The organism is Devosia enhydra, assembly GCF_900119845.1.
Classification (GTDB): Bacteria; Pseudomonadota; Alphaproteobacteria; order Rhizobiales; family Devosiaceae; genus FPKU01.
On record NZ_FPKU01000002.1, the window covers coordinates 742,636 to 757,663 of the forward strand.

Annotated in this window: 11 protein-coding genes and 1 pseudogene; 4 read left to right on the top strand and 8 right to left on the bottom strand. The window is 63.7% G+C overall.

Annotated features, from left to right (window positions below; all coding sequences use genetic code 11):
• Positions 1–253: 253 nt before the first annotated feature.
• Both BT183_RS12740 and BT183_RS12745 read left to right on the top strand, forming a co-directional pair.
• Positions 254–1,537, top strand: coding sequence for a 3-isopropylmalate dehydratase large subunit (locus BT183_RS12740; RefSeq protein ID WP_072343622.1), 1,284 nt, complete (start codon positions 254–256; stop codon positions 1,535–1,537).
• A 64-nt stretch (positions 1,538–1,601) separates the two neighbouring features.
• Complete coding sequence (locus BT183_RS12745) at positions 1,602–1,997, top strand: 3-isopropylmalate dehydratase small subunit (RefSeq protein WP_072343625.1); 396 nt, start codon at positions 1,602–1,604, stop codon at positions 1,995–1,997.
• 496 nt (positions 1,998–2,493) lie between these two features.
• Here BT183_RS12745 and BT183_RS12750 read toward each other — a convergent pair whose 3' ends face one another.
• Both BT183_RS12750 and BT183_RS21045 read right to left on the bottom strand, forming a co-directional pair.
• Positions 2,494–3,300 carry a hypothetical protein gene (locus tag BT183_RS12750; protein WP_072343628.1) on the bottom strand — a complete coding sequence of 269 codons (807 nt, stop codon included), beginning with the start codon at positions 3,298–3,300 and terminating at the stop codon, positions 2,494–2,496.
• Positions 3,301–3,617: 317 nt separating this feature from the next.
• Positions 3,618–3,838, bottom strand: a pseudogene (locus BT183_RS21045) (transposase); the annotation flags it as partial.
• Positions 3,839–3,908: 70 nt separating this feature from the next.
• Here BT183_RS21045 and BT183_RS12755 point away from each other — a divergent pair.
• A complete protein-coding gene (locus BT183_RS12755; RefSeq protein ID WP_143145789.1) occupies positions 3,909–4,610 on the top strand; it encodes a LysR substrate-binding domain-containing protein in 702 nt (233 codons plus the stop codon).
• 131 nt (positions 4,611–4,741) lie between these two features.
• On the opposite strand, the gene BT183_RS12760 is transcribed toward BT183_RS12755, so the two are convergent.
• The 6 genes from BT183_RS12760 to BT183_RS12785 all read right to left on the bottom strand — a co-directional run bounded on the left by BT183_RS12760 (position 4,742) and on the right by BT183_RS12785 (position 13,784).
• Positions 4,742–6,655, bottom strand: a complete 1,914-nt coding sequence (locus BT183_RS12760; protein ID WP_072343634.1) for a heavy metal translocating P-type ATPase — start codon at positions 6,653–6,655, stop codon at positions 4,742–4,744.
• 21 nt (positions 6,656–6,676) lie between these two features.
• Positions 6,677–9,094: a phosphoketolase family protein gene (locus tag BT183_RS12765; RefSeq protein ID WP_072343638.1), complete on the bottom strand. Its 2,418-nt coding sequence runs from the start codon at positions 9,092–9,094 to the stop codon at positions 6,677–6,679.
• 80 nt (positions 9,095–9,174) lie between these two features.
• Positions 9,175–10,977 carry an acetate/propionate family kinase gene (locus BT183_RS12770; protein WP_072343641.1) on the bottom strand — a complete coding sequence of 601 codons (1,803 nt, stop codon included), beginning with the start codon at positions 10,975–10,977 and terminating at the stop codon, positions 9,175–9,177.
• A gap of 299 nt (positions 10,978–11,276) precedes the next feature.
• Positions 11,277–12,080, bottom strand: coding sequence for a hypothetical protein (locus BT183_RS12775; protein WP_072343644.1), 804 nt, complete (start codon positions 12,078–12,080; stop codon positions 11,277–11,279).
• Between the two features lie 136 nt (positions 12,081–12,216).
• Positions 12,217–12,837 carry a helix-turn-helix domain-containing protein gene (locus tag BT183_RS12780; protein ID WP_072343647.1) on the bottom strand — a complete coding sequence of 207 codons (621 nt, stop codon included), beginning with the start codon at positions 12,835–12,837 and terminating at the stop codon, positions 12,217–12,219.
• A 2-nt stretch (positions 12,838–12,839) separates the two neighbouring features.
• Positions 12,840–13,784, bottom strand: coding sequence for an N-carbamoyl-D-amino-acid hydrolase (locus tag BT183_RS12785; RefSeq protein WP_072343650.1), 945 nt, complete (start codon positions 13,782–13,784; stop codon positions 12,840–12,842).
• A 230-nt stretch (positions 13,785–14,014) separates the two neighbouring features.
• Here BT183_RS12785 and BT183_RS12790 point away from each other — a divergent pair, with 230 nt between their 5' ends.
• Positions 14,015–15,010, top strand: a complete 996-nt coding sequence (locus tag BT183_RS12790; protein WP_084603506.1) for a BMP family protein — start codon at positions 14,015–14,017, stop codon at positions 15,008–15,010.
• Positions 15,011–15,028 lie beyond the last annotated feature (18 nt).

Sequence of the window (15,028 nt, forward strand, 5' to 3'; positions counted from 1 at the left end):
GTCCTTAGCGCCGGCGAGGTGGCCCAGACCCGCACTTGCGGCGGGTCATGAACGGCATCGCGTCGCGCACTCGGCCAGTTCGCCGATCGCGCCTCAGTCCGCAGTGATTTTGTCTGCCATGGCGGGACCAAGGAGGCTCAAGGGTAATGACCAGACGGCATAGCCCTCGCGCGCTTTGCTATTACCTGCCCGCATGGGCCAGCAGGTATGTATTCGTCCCATTGAATTCCCGTTGAGCTGTTGGGAGGCAGGCATGGGATACACGGCCACCGAGAAGATCATTGCGCGCGCTTGCGGGCGGGCCGCCGTGCGGCCGGGCGAGGTGGTCTATCCCAGCCCGGACCAGGTCATCGTTCACGATGGCTACATCGCCAACAGCCGGCAAACCCTTGACGAACTCGGCATAACCGAGGTGTTCGACCGCGACCGCGTTCTTTTGGTGGTCGACCATGCCGTCACCTACTCCAACTTGATCCAGGCCGAACGCGGCGCGGCGATCCGACGGGCGGTCAAGCACTGGGGCGTTCGCGATTTCTACGATGCCGGCCGGGGCGGGCAGGGCCATGTGCTGCCGATGGAGCAGGGCTATGTGCTGCCGGGCGACTTCGTTTTCGCCAACGACATGCATTCGTCCAACAACGGCGCGGTGGGTGCGCTGGCCATGCGCACCGGCACCGAGATCATCTGCGTCTTGGCGACCGGCACGATGTGGATCGAGGTGCCGCGCACCATTCTGGTCACTCTCGACGGTCGTCTGCAGCCGGGCGTCTTCCCCCGAGACATCGGCTTCAAGGTCGCACGCGACTTTACCAACGGCACCTATGGCTGCGACTGGGACTACCGTGTGATCGAGTTTGCAGGTGAAGCGATCGACAGGATGTCGGTCGATGAGCGCGTGCCGCTGTGCAACACGCTGACCGAGATTGGGACCGCCACGGCCTTTTTTGCACCCAGCCCGGCCATCGTCGCCGAAGCCCGGATCGTGGCACGGCGGCCTTTCGAGCCCGTCTACAGCGATCCGGACGCCGAGTATGAGGCGAGACTGACGCTCGATCTCGACAGTCTCGCCCCGCAGGTGAGCCTGCCCGGCAGCCCTGACAATGCGGTCGATATCGCTACGGTCGTTGGCCAGCCCGTCGATCATGCGCAGATCGGCTCCTGCGGCTCGTCGATGTATGAGGACATGGAGGTTGCCGGTCACGTGCTGCGCGGTCGAAAAGTCTCGCCCGGTACTCGCCTCTATGTCACGCCCGGCACCGTGGACATCACAAAGCGCATGACGGCCTCGGGCCTGATGCAGGTGTTCCAGGACGCCGGGGCGATGATCCTGCCGCCCGGTTGCGGACCATGTGCCGGCGGGCAGATGGCCCAATTGGCTGCGGGGGAGGTGTCGCTTTCGACTGGCGCCACCAATGGACGCGGGCGAATGGGGTCCCCTGAATCCTCGATCTATCTTGCCAGCCCGGCAACGGTGGCGCTGTCGGCGATAACCGGCCGGATTACTGATCCGCGTAGTGAAAAGCAGTTGTGGGCCTGAGGGGGACCTGCCGATGAAACAAAGTGTCAGGGGCCGGGCCCATGTTTTCGGCGCAAATCTCGACATGGACACCGATGTCCTGCCCCACAAATATGCGGCGACCTATCCGTTCGATGGTGAAAAGCTCAAGGTCCATCTGTTCGAGCAGGTGCGTCCAGGCTTTGCAGACCACTGCGCACCCGGCGATGTCATCATCGCGGGCCCCGGCTTCTGTTCAGGCAAGCCCCACCCGCAGGCGCTGATCGCCATGGCCGAACTCGGGCTCAGCGTGCTGTGCGAATCCATGCCCTTCGCAACCTATCGAGGCGCCATCAGTCGCGGCATCCTCTGCCACCGCAATGCGACTGGGATCACCAGCATCGTCGCGGATGGAGACCTCGTCGCGCACAATTTCCTGACTGGAGAATTGGCATTATGCACTCGACGCACCCATAGGCCTGATGGATGCTGCCTCCCGTGATCAAGTAAATGGTGACCAATCGCATTCGGCTCAGCGGGATCGAAGAAGCTCAGTGATACGACGGCAAACCAGCACGGTGCGTTACCCTGTCCTTCTTCCCCGGAGCACCCACCAAGGGCTCCATGCTGAACGCCCACTTCACGATCCAGCAGGCGTACTCTGACGAGGCTAATATCGTAAGAGTTGCACGACATTTCCTTTACGGCCTTTGCAGTCATCTTGCGAATGAGACGAAGGCTGGGGAAATTCCGACGGAATATTTCGAGTCCTTGAAGTTAGCCAAATCCCAGTCCGCCCATAAAACTGGTAACACGGCATAGCATTTTCCAACGAAGAGCCGGCTCACTGGCCGGGCCTGTCCTTCTCGCTCTTGTCCGCCTTCGGAGGCGGCGACTTCGCTGAGCGCCTTAGAGACTCGTCAAAGTCCGCAGCGCCGTCGTCGGCCTCAACCTGACGGGCGGCTTCGCGGAACCTGTCGATTTGGGATTGGCTATCGTCAGTCGAAGGCGCTTTTATCTACGCCTTCATTAGTTTCCTCATCAGCCAAAATCTCCTTATCGATTTCCAGCTTCTTAATGAGAGTTTCTATCTCCTTAGTGCCGACGCGACCATTGACGATGACCCGATAACTCGCGTTCCTCGACAGGAGTCCTGCGGTTAGCTCACGTTCGCCACTCATAAGTATGCCCACTTTCTTCGGCGGAATCGGAGCGCCGCCCCGATCGATCGAAGCCGCCCCGTCCTGATCTTCATATGTCTGATCGGGAGCAGCCGCAGCGTCGATTGGGTCATCCGCATCCGAGCCCTCAACCATACCACCATCAATCAGTAATGCATATTCAATAGTTTCGTCGTACACTTTTAAAAACGTACGGGCCGCGCTATCAGTGAAGCCTCGCTTTAAGATCAACTCGTCGAGGCACACGGCATCCGGCGGGCGCTTAGCCCCCCACTCCTTCCATAACTCTCCGATGATTTTAGGGGCCAGCGCTGCGCGCTGGACCACCGCCAGTTTGACAGCCTCTTGCTGCGCTCGCAGGTAGGTGCGTGCAGCATCGGTTAGCGTCGCCTTGCGGTCCTCCGCGCTGCCCTCGTATTGGACTAACCCGAAGGCTTTGAGCGCGGCGAGTATCTGGTAGGCCTGGCTGCTTTTCTCCTTCATCCCCCACGCAATGCCTGCCTTAGAGGCCGGGATCGGGTGCCTAGAGAATGTCGCTTCTAGTGCGGTGAGGCGCTCAAGAGCCTGCGCAATAGGAATGAACGGAAACGATGGGCTGCGATCCTTGGTCTTGAGGTCCGGCATGGCGATCTCCTGTTGGCGATCAATATGGGCCGATCAGCGGGAGTCGTCAACAGCGCCATCCATAGCGCTTACGCCATGGGCCCCTTCCTTATTGACAGAACGAGGCGAGTCGGAGCATATCTTTACGGGCGAGGAGATACACAATGCTCAAAAGAAGGGTTGCTCTAGCCGTGGTCACGCTCACGGACACGGCGCGGGCTAAATGATAGAGGCTCCCCAACCGGCCGGGTCGGGGAGCCTCGAAGTGGGCCATAATCGCGATGATTTTGGACGGCGGTGTTCTATCATCGCCGTCTTCTTTTGTGAATCCTTTCTATTTATGCCGTGGCGCTTTCAAACCTGCGATAGGTGAGCCGCTTGCCAGCCGCGCCAACCAAAGCCGAGCCGCCCGGTTCTGGTCGTCGATGGCAAGAGCGATCCGGTTGTTGCACCGGGAAATCGAACTCCGCCAGATATCGGTGCAGAGGCTTCTTAGGACAATGCTGTACGCCCCAGTCATGCCGCGCTTGAAGATGCTGAAAACGCCGTCGATGATGTTGTTGTAAGCCTCGCCAAGGACGTATTTGCCAACGGGGTTCGAGGCGGAGCTGAGGCTGGCGCTGCAGGAAATGCAGGACCTCAACGAGACGACGGTCACCCATCTGGTCGTTGGAATGTCGCCCACGGCGGCCTATCGCCTCGTGCCGCTGGCAGTCTCGCGCCTGATGCGCCGCCGTCCAAAGCTCACGGTGCGTCTCGTCGAGGCGGGAAAGCCGATGCTCATGGCCGACCTGCTGGCCGGGGCGACCGACATGTTCATTGCGATGAAAAACCCCAGCGAGGTTCTGCCTGGCATCGTCATAACAGACCTTTTCAGCGACGAGTTCGTGCTGATGGTGCGGGCCGGGCACCCGCTGACGGCGCTGTCGCCGCCCCTGGGTCCGAAGGCGCTGGGCGGCTTCGGCTGGGTCCTGCCAGACATCGGGGGCATCTTGCGCATGCGCTTCGACGAGTGGTTGCAGCGCGAAGGGGTGCCGCTTGCGGGCAACGTGATTTCGACGGCCTCGATTTCGGCAACCAAGGCACTGGCCCTGACCTCGGACCGGATTGCCGCAGGTCCGGTTCACGCCTTCGAACGAGAACTGCGGGAAGGATCGCTCGCGCGGCTCGGGGGAACCTGGTCGACGATGCAGCGCGAGTTCAGCCTCTATCGCAGGGCCCAGGCAGAGGATCCGCCGATCGTGGTCCTCTTTCTGTCGATGCTGCGCGAGTTGCTGCGCGAAATCCCTTCGCTCCAGCCTCTCAAGTCTCCCATTGGCCCCTCCAGCTGACCGCGATCGGCCTTCGAGCCCAAGGCCCGGTCACTCCCTGTGCGCGGTTCGCCGGGGGAATGATCTGACGTTGCCCGGGACGCTGAGGGCGCTCGAGGACGACAACGCTCCGCTCAAAGAGGCCTTCCGGGCTATGGTGCGGTGACTGTCGGGCTGGGCGGGCGACCAACCGACGGATCGCCGGGGCTGCCCTCGATCTGAACGCCGTGATCGGGCGCGATCCTCAAAGCCCGCAGCGCGTTGAGGATGACCGCCACGTCGATCACCTCCTGCAGGATGGCGCCTTGCACCGGGGTCAGGTGCCCCAGGGCGGCAGCGATCATGCCTATGACCGACATGCCGATCCCTACGGCGACGCTCTCGAGGGCGATGCGGCGGGATCGTTGAGCGATCTCGATTCCCGGCAGAAGGCGATCCAGCTGATCCACCAGCAGCACGACATCAGCCGCTTCGGCCGATGCCGCCGCCCCGCGCGCGCCCATGGCGACACCGATATCGGCTGCCGCCAGCGCAGGCGCGTCGTTGACACCGTCGCCCACCATCATCACCGGGCCGTTCTTGCGCTCGGTCAGGACCAGCAGCACCTTCTGGTCGGGGGTCAGGTCGGCGCGGACGGCATCAAGGCCAAGGCCCGCCGTCACGGCCTCGGCGACGGCGCGGCGGTCCCCTGTCGCCAGAAGGATACGACCGACGCCCAGGTCTCGAAGCCCCGACAGCAGTTCGGCCGTGCCGGCGCGCAAGGCGTCGGCCATCACGATGTGGCCGGCCAGTTTCCCGTCGACGCCGAGTGACACCACGACCGATCCCGCCTCGACCACCGCGCTTTCGGCTTTTGCCATGCCAAGCTGCGCGGCGACGAACCCCGTGCCGCCCACCACAACCCTGCGCCCCTCGATGATCCCGGTAACGCCTTCGCCGGGCATCTCGAGGACGCTCGCCGGGATCGGCAAGGCGATCCCGCGGGCCTGCGCCGCCCCGACGATGGCCTGGGCGATGGGGTGCTTGGAGGCCTGATCGAGGGCTGCGGCGAAGTAGAGAATCTCATCCTCGGACATGTCGCCATGCCGGTCGATCGAAACGATCTGCGGACGCCCGTCCGTCAGCGTGCCGGTCTTGTCGAGGATCAGCGTTGTGATCCGGGCCAGCGCCTCGAGCGGTTTTGCGCCTTTGATCAGCACCCCGAAATGGGCTGCGCGCGACAGCCCGGCCACCAGTGCCACCGGGACGGCGAGGATCAGCGGGCACGGCGTCGCCACCACCAATACCGCAACCGCCCGGATCGGATCGCCCGTGAACCACCAGGCGGCGGTTGCCAGCGCAACCGTGACGCCGAGGAAGAGTAGCGAGTAGCGGTCGGCCAGCCGCGCCATCGGCGCCTTGGATTTCTGCGCCGCCTCGACCAGACGGACGATGCCGGCATAGGTGCTGTCCGCCGCGCGGCGCGTGACCCGCAGGTTGAAGGCCTCGCCCGCGTTGGTCGAGCCGCTCATGACGTCCTGCGAGCGCGCCAGCCGGACGGGCATCGATTCGCCCGTGAGCGCAGACTGGTCGAGCATCGCGCTGGCGCTTTCGAGCGTCCCGTCCACGGGGGCCACGTCGCCCTGCCGGATCAGCAGCAGGTCGCCCGGCGCAATCTCGTCGAGCGGAACTTGATCGAGGGCACCATCGCGATGCCGCGTGGCAGTCCGGGGCACGCGGGAGAGCAGATCGCTCATCTCCCGCCGGGCGCGACCTTCGGCGAAGGCTTCGAGGAAGGTGCCCCCCGAATACATCAGCGCGACGACGGCCGCCGCAAGGGTTTCGCCAAATATCAGCGCCGCCGACATCGACAGCGCCGCAACGATGTCCAGCCCGACCTCGCCTTTGAAAAGGCCGCGAACGATCTCGACGCAGAGCGCCAAAAGCACCGGCACGACACCGGCCGCCCACGCGATCCCTGCAAGGTCCGGCTGCCCGAAGAGCCAGAGGGCGAGCCCGGATACGAGGCCAAGCAAGGCCAGGCTCAGCAGCGCGACGTCCAGGCGATCATGAAACAAGGGTGTCATCTGGCATGTCCCGGCGTCAGTTCACGCGTGGGTCGTTGACCCGTCCCTCTCGACCCATCGCCAATCGCGGATTTCGGGCATGTCCTGGCCATGCGCGCGAATATATGCCCTGTGCTCGAGCAGTTTGCCGTCCATCGCCTGCTTCAGTCCGACGCGGACGCCCTTCAGCTTCTGCACCCAATCGAGCACGCTGTGCACGAGATGATAGCGATCGAGGCCGTTCAGAACGGTCATGTCGAAGGGTGTCGTTGTCGTGCCTTCCTCGTTGTAACCCCGCACGTGAATGTTGCCGTGATTGGTCCTGCGATAGGTCAGACGATGGATCGTCCAGGGGTACCCATGGTAAGCAAAAATCACCGGCCGGTCGGTGGTGAAGAGCGCGTCGAATTCGCTGTCTGAAAGGCCGTGGGGGTGATGCTCCTTGGGCTGGAGCGTCATCAGGTCGACGACATTCACGACGCGGATCGCGAGTTCCGGTACGAGCTCGCGCAGGATTTGCACCGCTGCCAGCGTCTCCAGCGTCGGAACGTCGCCGGCACAAGCCATCACGACGTCCGGTTCGCCGGCAGTCCCCGTCGACGCCCAGTCCCAGATGCCGATGCCCGCCCTGCAGTGGACGATGGCGTCATCCATCGAGAGCCACTGCCAGGACCGCGGTTTGCCGGCCACGATGATGTTGATCCGGTTCCAGGTGCGAAGAACGTGGTCCGTCACGCATAAAAGCGTGTTGGCGTCAGGGGGCAGGTAGACGCGGACGACGTCTGCCTTCTTGTTGAGGGCGACATCGATGAAACCCGGGTCCTGATGGCTGAAGCCATTGTGCTCCTGGTGCCAGACATGGCTCGACAGCAGATAATTCAGCGAGGAAACGGGTCGCCGCCAGGGGATGTCGGAGCAGGCATCAAGCCATTTGGCATGCTGGTTGAACATCGAATCGACGATGTGGATGAAGGCCTCGTAGCAGGAGAACAGGCCGTGTCGTCCGGTCAGCAAGTAGCCTTCGAGCCAGCCCTGGCAGGTGTGCTCGGACAGGATTTCCAGAACCCGCCCGTCACGGCCCAGGTGAACGTCCTCCGGAAGGATCGTTTCCATCCAGGCGCGCTCGGTCACCTCGAACACGTCCTGCAGCCGGTTGGAGGCCGTTTCGTCTGGCCCCACGATGCGGAAGTTCCTGGCCTTTTCGTTGAGCGCCATGACGGACCGCAGGAAGCCGCCCATGGCCTTGGTCGACTCCGCTTTCACGGCGCCGGGGCCAACGACTGCGATGGCGTGATCGTGCAGTCGCGGCAGGTCGAGCGACTTGCGCAACACGCCGCCATTGGCATGGGGATTGGCGCTCATACGCCTCGCGCCATGAGGCGCCGCAGCCCGGATGAACCGCGCCGGCGTACCCGCCTCGTCGAAAAGCTCCTCGGGGCGATAGCTTTTCAGCCAATCCTCCAGAAGCTTCACGTGTTGCGGATTTTCGGCCAGACCGGCCAGCGGCACCTGATGCGAGCGCCAGAAGCCTTCGGTTTTCAGACCATCTACGGCCTTGGGTCCGGTCCAGCCCTTGGGGCTGCGCAGGATGATCATCGGCCATACGGGCCGCTCGCCCTTGGGGCCCGTGCCGTCGCGGGCAGCCGCCTGGATCGCGCGGATCTTGTCCATCGCCTCGTCGAGCACGATCGCCATCCGCTCATGCATGAGAGACGGATCGTGTCCCTCAACAAACAGCGGCTCGTATCCGTAACCGACGAACAGCGCGCGAAGCTCGTCCTTGGGAATGCGCGCCAGAATCGTCGGATTGGCAATCTTGTAGCCGTTCAGATGCAGGATCGGCAGAACCGCGCCGTCGTGCACCGGGTTCAGAAACTTGTTGGAATGCCAGGCTGCCGCCAGCGGCCCGGTTTCAGCCTCTCCGTCGCCGACGACGCAGGCAACGATCAGTTCGGGATTGTCGAAGGCGGCGCCGAAAGCATGGGACAGTGCATAGCCCAGTTCGCCGCCTTCATGGATCGATCCGGGCACATCGGGGGCTGCATGGCTCGGGATCCCGCCCGGAAACGAAAACTGCCTGAACAGTTTTCGCATCCCGGCTTCGTCGAGCGAGACGTCCGGATAGAGCTCGCTGTAGGTGCCTTCGAGATAGGTGTTGGCTACCATCGCCGGCCCGCCATGGCCCGGCCCGCAGACGTAGATGACGTTCGCGTCGCGCGCCCGGATAATCCGGTTCAAATGCGCGTAGATGAAGCTCAGTCCCGGCGAGGTGCCCCAGTGCCCGAGGAGCCTTGGCTTGACATGCTCGAGCCGGAGCGGCTCTCGCAGCAGCGGATTGTCCATCAAATAGATCTGGCCGATGGTGAGGTAATTTGCGGCCCGCCAAAAGGCGTCGATTTCGTGCAGCTCACGCTGCGAAAGCCGTTCGACTGCACTAGCGCCATCCGTGGATTCATTCATGTCGGCTCCTCCGGCAATTGCAGACTTGAAACAGGCCTTGCGGCGCGGGTTCGCCTGACTGTCGAACCCGCCCGCTGAACCTAGAGTGGCTCCTTGTTGGGCACGGCAATGGCGCGCAGATCGGGAACGAGCGATCCTTCCCCATTCGCGCGGATATCGGCGGCATTTGCCTCATCGGTATCGATATGCATCTCGGTCACGGCGTTGGCGCCGATGCGGATCAGCGTCTTGCCGAACACCAGTCCACGCTCCTGGTCGCCAATGTGAACGTCCACGAGCATGCCATCCACGAGACCGAGGCGTCTTGCGTCAGCCGGATTGGTATGAATGTGCCGCGCAGCGACGATCAATCCGTCAGTGTCAAAGCTGCCGGCCGGTCCGATGAGCCGAACCGTCGGGGTGCCTTCCAGTTTGCCGCTGTCGCGAACCGGCGCATCGATGCCGAGCTCGAAGCCATCGGTTCTGGAGATCTCGATCTGCGTCCGGGACCGTTCCGGGCCGAGGATGGCGACGCGCTCCAGGCGGCCTTTCGGTCCCTCCAACGTGATCCGCTCGGCGGCGGCCCATTGGCCGGGTTGGCGCAGGGGAACAGCGGGTGTGAGTTGGTAGCCCGCGCCGAACAGCGCCTCGATCGCTGGCCGCGACAAGTGCGCGTGCCGGGCCGACACGGCGACAGGGATCGGTTGGGGCACGGGCGCCATTGGCGCCAGTGCTGCCGCTGTCTCTCGCGCGATCATCAATTGCTCGGCCGTCTCGGTGACGATGACCCGCACTTTCGAACCATAGGCCTGGATCTGGGGCGCGGCATGATTAGCGAGTTCCACCGACTGGTTGCGGTCGTGGTCGAGACGCAGGCCCATGAACTCCAGTCCATCGCAGATGCGCCGACGCATCGATGGCGAGTTCTCGCCGATGCCCCCGGTGAAAATCACCGCATCGAGCCCGCCCATCGCCGCCGCATAGGCTCCGATGTATTTGCGGGTTCGGTAGGCATAGATCTCTATGGCGAGCTGCGCATCGGCATCCCCCTTCGCCGCGCGGTCTTCCACGCTGCGCATGTCGGAGGAGTTGGCCAGGGCCAAGAGCCCGCTGTCCGAATAGAGCGCGTCCTCGATCTGATCGATCGACAGGCCAAGCTGCCGGGAAAGGAAGCCGAACAGCCCGGGATCAACGTCACCCGAGCGGGTTCCCATCACCAGTCCCTCGAGCGGTGTCATGCCCATGGACGTGTCCAGGCTTTCGCCGCGACTGATCGCGCAGACACTGGCCCCATTGCCCAGATGCACGCTGACGAGATGCAGATCGCGCAGAGGGACGCCAATCTCCTCCGCGGCGCGGATGGCCACGTATTTGTGCGACGATCCATGAAACCCAAATCGCCGCAGGCCAGCGTCGCGCCACGCCTTCGGCACGGCGTAGGTCGTTGCCCGAGGGGGAATGGTGCCATGGAATGCCGTGTCGAAGACGGCGACCTGAGGCAGGCTCGGCCAGACCTCTTGTGCAACGCGCACGGCGAGCAGATTTGCGGGATTGTGGAGCGGCGCCAAGGGCGTCAGAGCCTCGATCGCGGCAATCTTCGGCTCGTCGAGAACCGTGGTTGTTCGGAAGCGTTCACCGCCATGGACGACCCGATGCCCAATCGCGTCGATGTCGGTAATCCTGTTATCCGCCAGGATATGCGGAAGGGCACGCAGCGCGGCGGCGATGTCGCCAAGGGCTATTTTTCCGGTCTCTGTCTTTCCTCCACTCCTGATCGTGTAGGAACAGCTCCCGGCTTCAAACCTCTCATAGCTGGCCTTGAAGACCTCGGTCGTGGTCTGGCCCACGTCGAAAACGCCAACCTTAAGGCTGGAACTTCCACAGTTGAGCACAAGTATCTTCACAACGCGTCCTTCTCAGTCTGAGCGGCTGCCGGTGCAGTGGACACGCAGTGAGACTAGCCTACCTTCTCGTCATGTGCCACGGGCCGAGTTAGCCCCGAGACGGAGCTCTGGAGTCGCGGTCCGCCCATGATGGTGCACAGTCTGACATGCTGATACCTCTGCCGGTCTTCTGTGTCAGTTCGTTGGCGACAAACAAGAATAGGCCGAACGCAAAGACGAGCAGGGCCGGATGACTTAGAGCGCCAAGACAAAGATCGCCAAGATATTCCCGCGCCGTCTCAGGGAAACGGTGACAAGCTCTAAAGATTCGTGGCCGTCTGCGCAGACATCACCCACCGGCCTTCGCTGCTCCTGGAAAAGCAGATGCCGGTTGCATAAGGCTTGTTGAGTTCGACGCGGTCGAAGTCAATGAAACCCGATCCACCATCGGGGAGGTGCACCGCGATCCAGTGCGAGGGCGCGTCGGTATCGTAGTCGAGGCCATAGAGCAGATCGGGCGCGAGTGTCGCCACAACCGGCGCGCCGGGCTCGGGCCGGGCGAGGATGTCGGTGGGCGCATCGAGATAGAAAAAGCTCGAGGTCTGCGTATCGAGCCGCTCGCCCAGCTCGCTTACCGCTTTGGTATCGAAGCTGCGATAGCCATAGGTGCAGAAGGCGTCCGCGAGCAGCGGGTCGCGGCCCCAGGGCACCGTTTCGGTCAGCGACAGCGCGATGAACTCCCTCTCGGCCTTAATGGCGAAGGGCGTGATGTCGCTTCCATCGAACGGTCGCTCGTAAATACCGCCGATATTGTCGGCGAGCGCCACCAGCGCCTGCTCGACCGTCTCGAACGGGCCGATCGTCTCGGTCCGCCGCGGGATGCCCAGCTCCAGCGCGCCATCTACCAAGGTCAGGTCTGCCGAGAGGCCCGCGGCGATGGCGGCGCGATCATCCTTTTGGACCGCATCGAGAAACGCCGCCGCGTCCCGCAGCAGATCGGCAGGGGGCTCTATCGCTTGGGCCGGCTGAAGCGGGATGGGTGAATAGGGCTCGCCGGCATGAGCGCAAAGCGGGAGCGACCCGATGGCGAGAGATGCAAGGACTGCCGAAACGGTGATGCGCATATCGGTCTCCGCGGGGCCGGCACAGGGCGGCTCATGTCGTTGAGACGCCGCCGCCTCTTTATGGCTTGGGAAGCGTCCAAAATGCCAGCACGGCTTTCGCCGATGCCTGCCCCGGAGACCATTGGGATCGCTGCGATCAGCCGCGACGGGGCGCGAAAACCACTGACAGGATGCGGGCCGGGCCGGGGCCGGTCGAACAAAAACCGTGCTCGCAGGTGCCGTCGAAATAGACCGAATCCCCCGTGCCCAGAACCGCCGGGCTGTAGGGCGCCATGGTGAAGACCACCTCGCCTGCAAGCACATAGACGAATTCCTCCCCGTCATGGGCCGAGCGCACCGGCGCGCGGCCGGGGCTCGAAGGGGGAATGGCGATGACCATTGGCGTGAGTGATTTGGCGGCCAGTTCCCCCGCCAGCACCTCATAGGCCCCCATGCCGGTGCGGAACGTCTTGCCCTCGCCGGCGCGGGTGATGGCGCGCACCGCGCCTGAAAAGCTTTGCGGGGACGCCGTGCCAAACAGCGCCGCGAAATCGAGGTCGAGACCCGCAGCCAGCCGGGTCATCACATCGTAAGCGGGGCGAGAATGCCCGTTCTCGATCTTGGAGAGCGCCGAGATCGACACGCCGGTGCGGCGCGACACTTCGGCCAGCGTCCAGCCCTGCTCGCGCCGATGCGCGGCGATCACACGGCCGACGGGAGACGGCTCGAGGCCAGCCTCAATGGGGTCCCGCGCCGCTTTCTGGGCCTTTCCGGCCATGCTCAGGCCTCAGCCGGCGGAACCGGCCCCTTGCGCTCCACGATCAGCCGATAGGCCTCGGGCTCACGATGGCGCGCGAAATCGAAGATCGTGCGACGGTAGATCGCCGCCATGTCGAGATCGCAGCCATGCACGATCACCTCGTCATCGGTCGAGGTGCTCATGGCCACGATCTGCCCCGATGGCGCGACGATCAGCGACTGTCCGATGAGCCGCGAGCCCTCCTCCAGCCCGGCCTTGGCGGTTGCCACCACCCAGGTCGAGTTCTGGTAGGCCCCGGCCTGGCAGGCGAGCTGGTGGTGAAAGCCGGTGAGGCTGTCGAACTCGAAAACGCCGGTGTGGTCATCGGGCGTGTTGTAGCCCAGGACGATCATCTCCGCGCCCTGAAGCGCCATCACGCGATAGGTTTCGGGCCAGCGCCGGTCGTTGCAGATGCACATGCCGATCACCGTGCCCATCGTCCGCCAGACCGGAAAGCCGAGATTGCCCGGCTCGAAATAGAACTTCTCGAGATGCTGGGCATCCCGCCCCGGCTGCGGCGCGGCATGGCCGGGCAGGTGAACCTTGCGATACTTGCCAAGGACCGTGCCCGAGCGATCAACGAGGATGGCGCTGTTGTAGCGGTGGATGGCGCCGCCTTCCTCCGCCCGTTCGGCATAGCCGAGATAAAAGCCAACCGCCAGCCGCTGGGCCTCATCGAAGAGCACCTGCGTCTCCGGCCCCGGAATGGCGGCCTCGAAGAACCCATTCACCTCGTCGGGGTCGGTGAGGTGCCAGCGCGGGAAAAACGTCGTCAGCGCCAGTTCGGGGAAGACCACGAATTCAGCGCCGCGCCCATGCGCCTCGCGCAGCAGCGCCAGAAGCCTCCGGACCACCTGAGCCCGGCTTTCGCTGCGCCCGATCGGTCCGAGCTGAGCCGCCGCCACCACCAGCCGTCTCTTGGTCATCGCGCTCGTCCCTCGAAGCTCAGTCTTGGCGCCATTGTTTCGCATCGGACAGGATTTCTCCAAATGGAAAATTTGATGGACGATGATCATGGCGCTTGGCATAGTCCCCTTCCAGAGCCTGTCGGGCAGCCCCCGCAGCGGCGAAGGGAGGAGCGTCGCGCGAAAGAGGGCCGCCGGACGGGCAGTCGCATCGCCGGCTCTGCGGCCGGCGTTCAACAGGGGACTGAACGATGCCGACTCTTCCAATGCGCGCCCGCCTGAGCGGGCTTCTGCTTCTTGCCGCCACGAGCCTTGTACCCATGGCCCTGATCCAGCCGGCGCTGGCCCAGGCGCCGCTCAAGGCCGCCATCATCATGCCCGGCCCGATCAGCGACAATGATTTCAATGCCGGCGGCTATAATGGCATCCAGGCCGTCGGCCGCGAACTGGGCATCGAGGTCGCCTATTCCGAGCAGGTCTCGCCGGCCGATGCCGAGCGCGTCATGCGCGACTATGCCTCGCGCGGCTTCGGGCTGATCTATGCCCACTCCTTCTCCTATGGCGATGCCACCCTCGCGGTCGCCGAGGATTTCCCCGACGTCAAGTTCATGACGGCCGTGGGCCAGAACCTCACCGAAAATGTCGGCGCCTATTTCAACCCCGACTATCAGGGCGCCTATCTCACCGGCATGCTCTCGGCCGGCGCCAGCAAGTCCGGCGTCATCGGCTGGGTCGGCGGCAATCCGGCGCCCAACATGCTGGCCAATTTCCACGCCTGGAAGGCGGGGGCCGAAGAGGTCAACCCCGAGATCAAGGTGATGATCTCCTGGCTCGGCGCGTGGTTCGATCCGCCCAAGGCCAAGGAAGCCGCCATCGCCCAGGTGGAGCAGGGTGCCGACGTGCTCAGCGCCCAGTCGGTGGGCGTCATCGATGCCGCCGTGGAAAAGAACGTGCTGGTGATCGGCGCGGTCTCGGACCAGAACCACATGGGCCCCAATTCGGTGCTCACCAGCGTGTTGTGGAACCTCGCACCCGTCTTCGTGGCCTCGGCCAAGACGGTGGTCGATGGCACCTGGGAGAGCAAGAACTGGATCTATGGCATCGCCGAGGATTCCATCAGCCTCGCCGATTTCCATGGCCTCGACGTCAATGTCCGCCCCGAAGTGCTGGCGGCGGTCGAACAGAAGTTCGAGGACATCAAGAGCGGCGCTTTCGAGGTTCCCCTCAACACCGCCATGGTGCAGTAGGCCCTCGGGCGCGAAAAC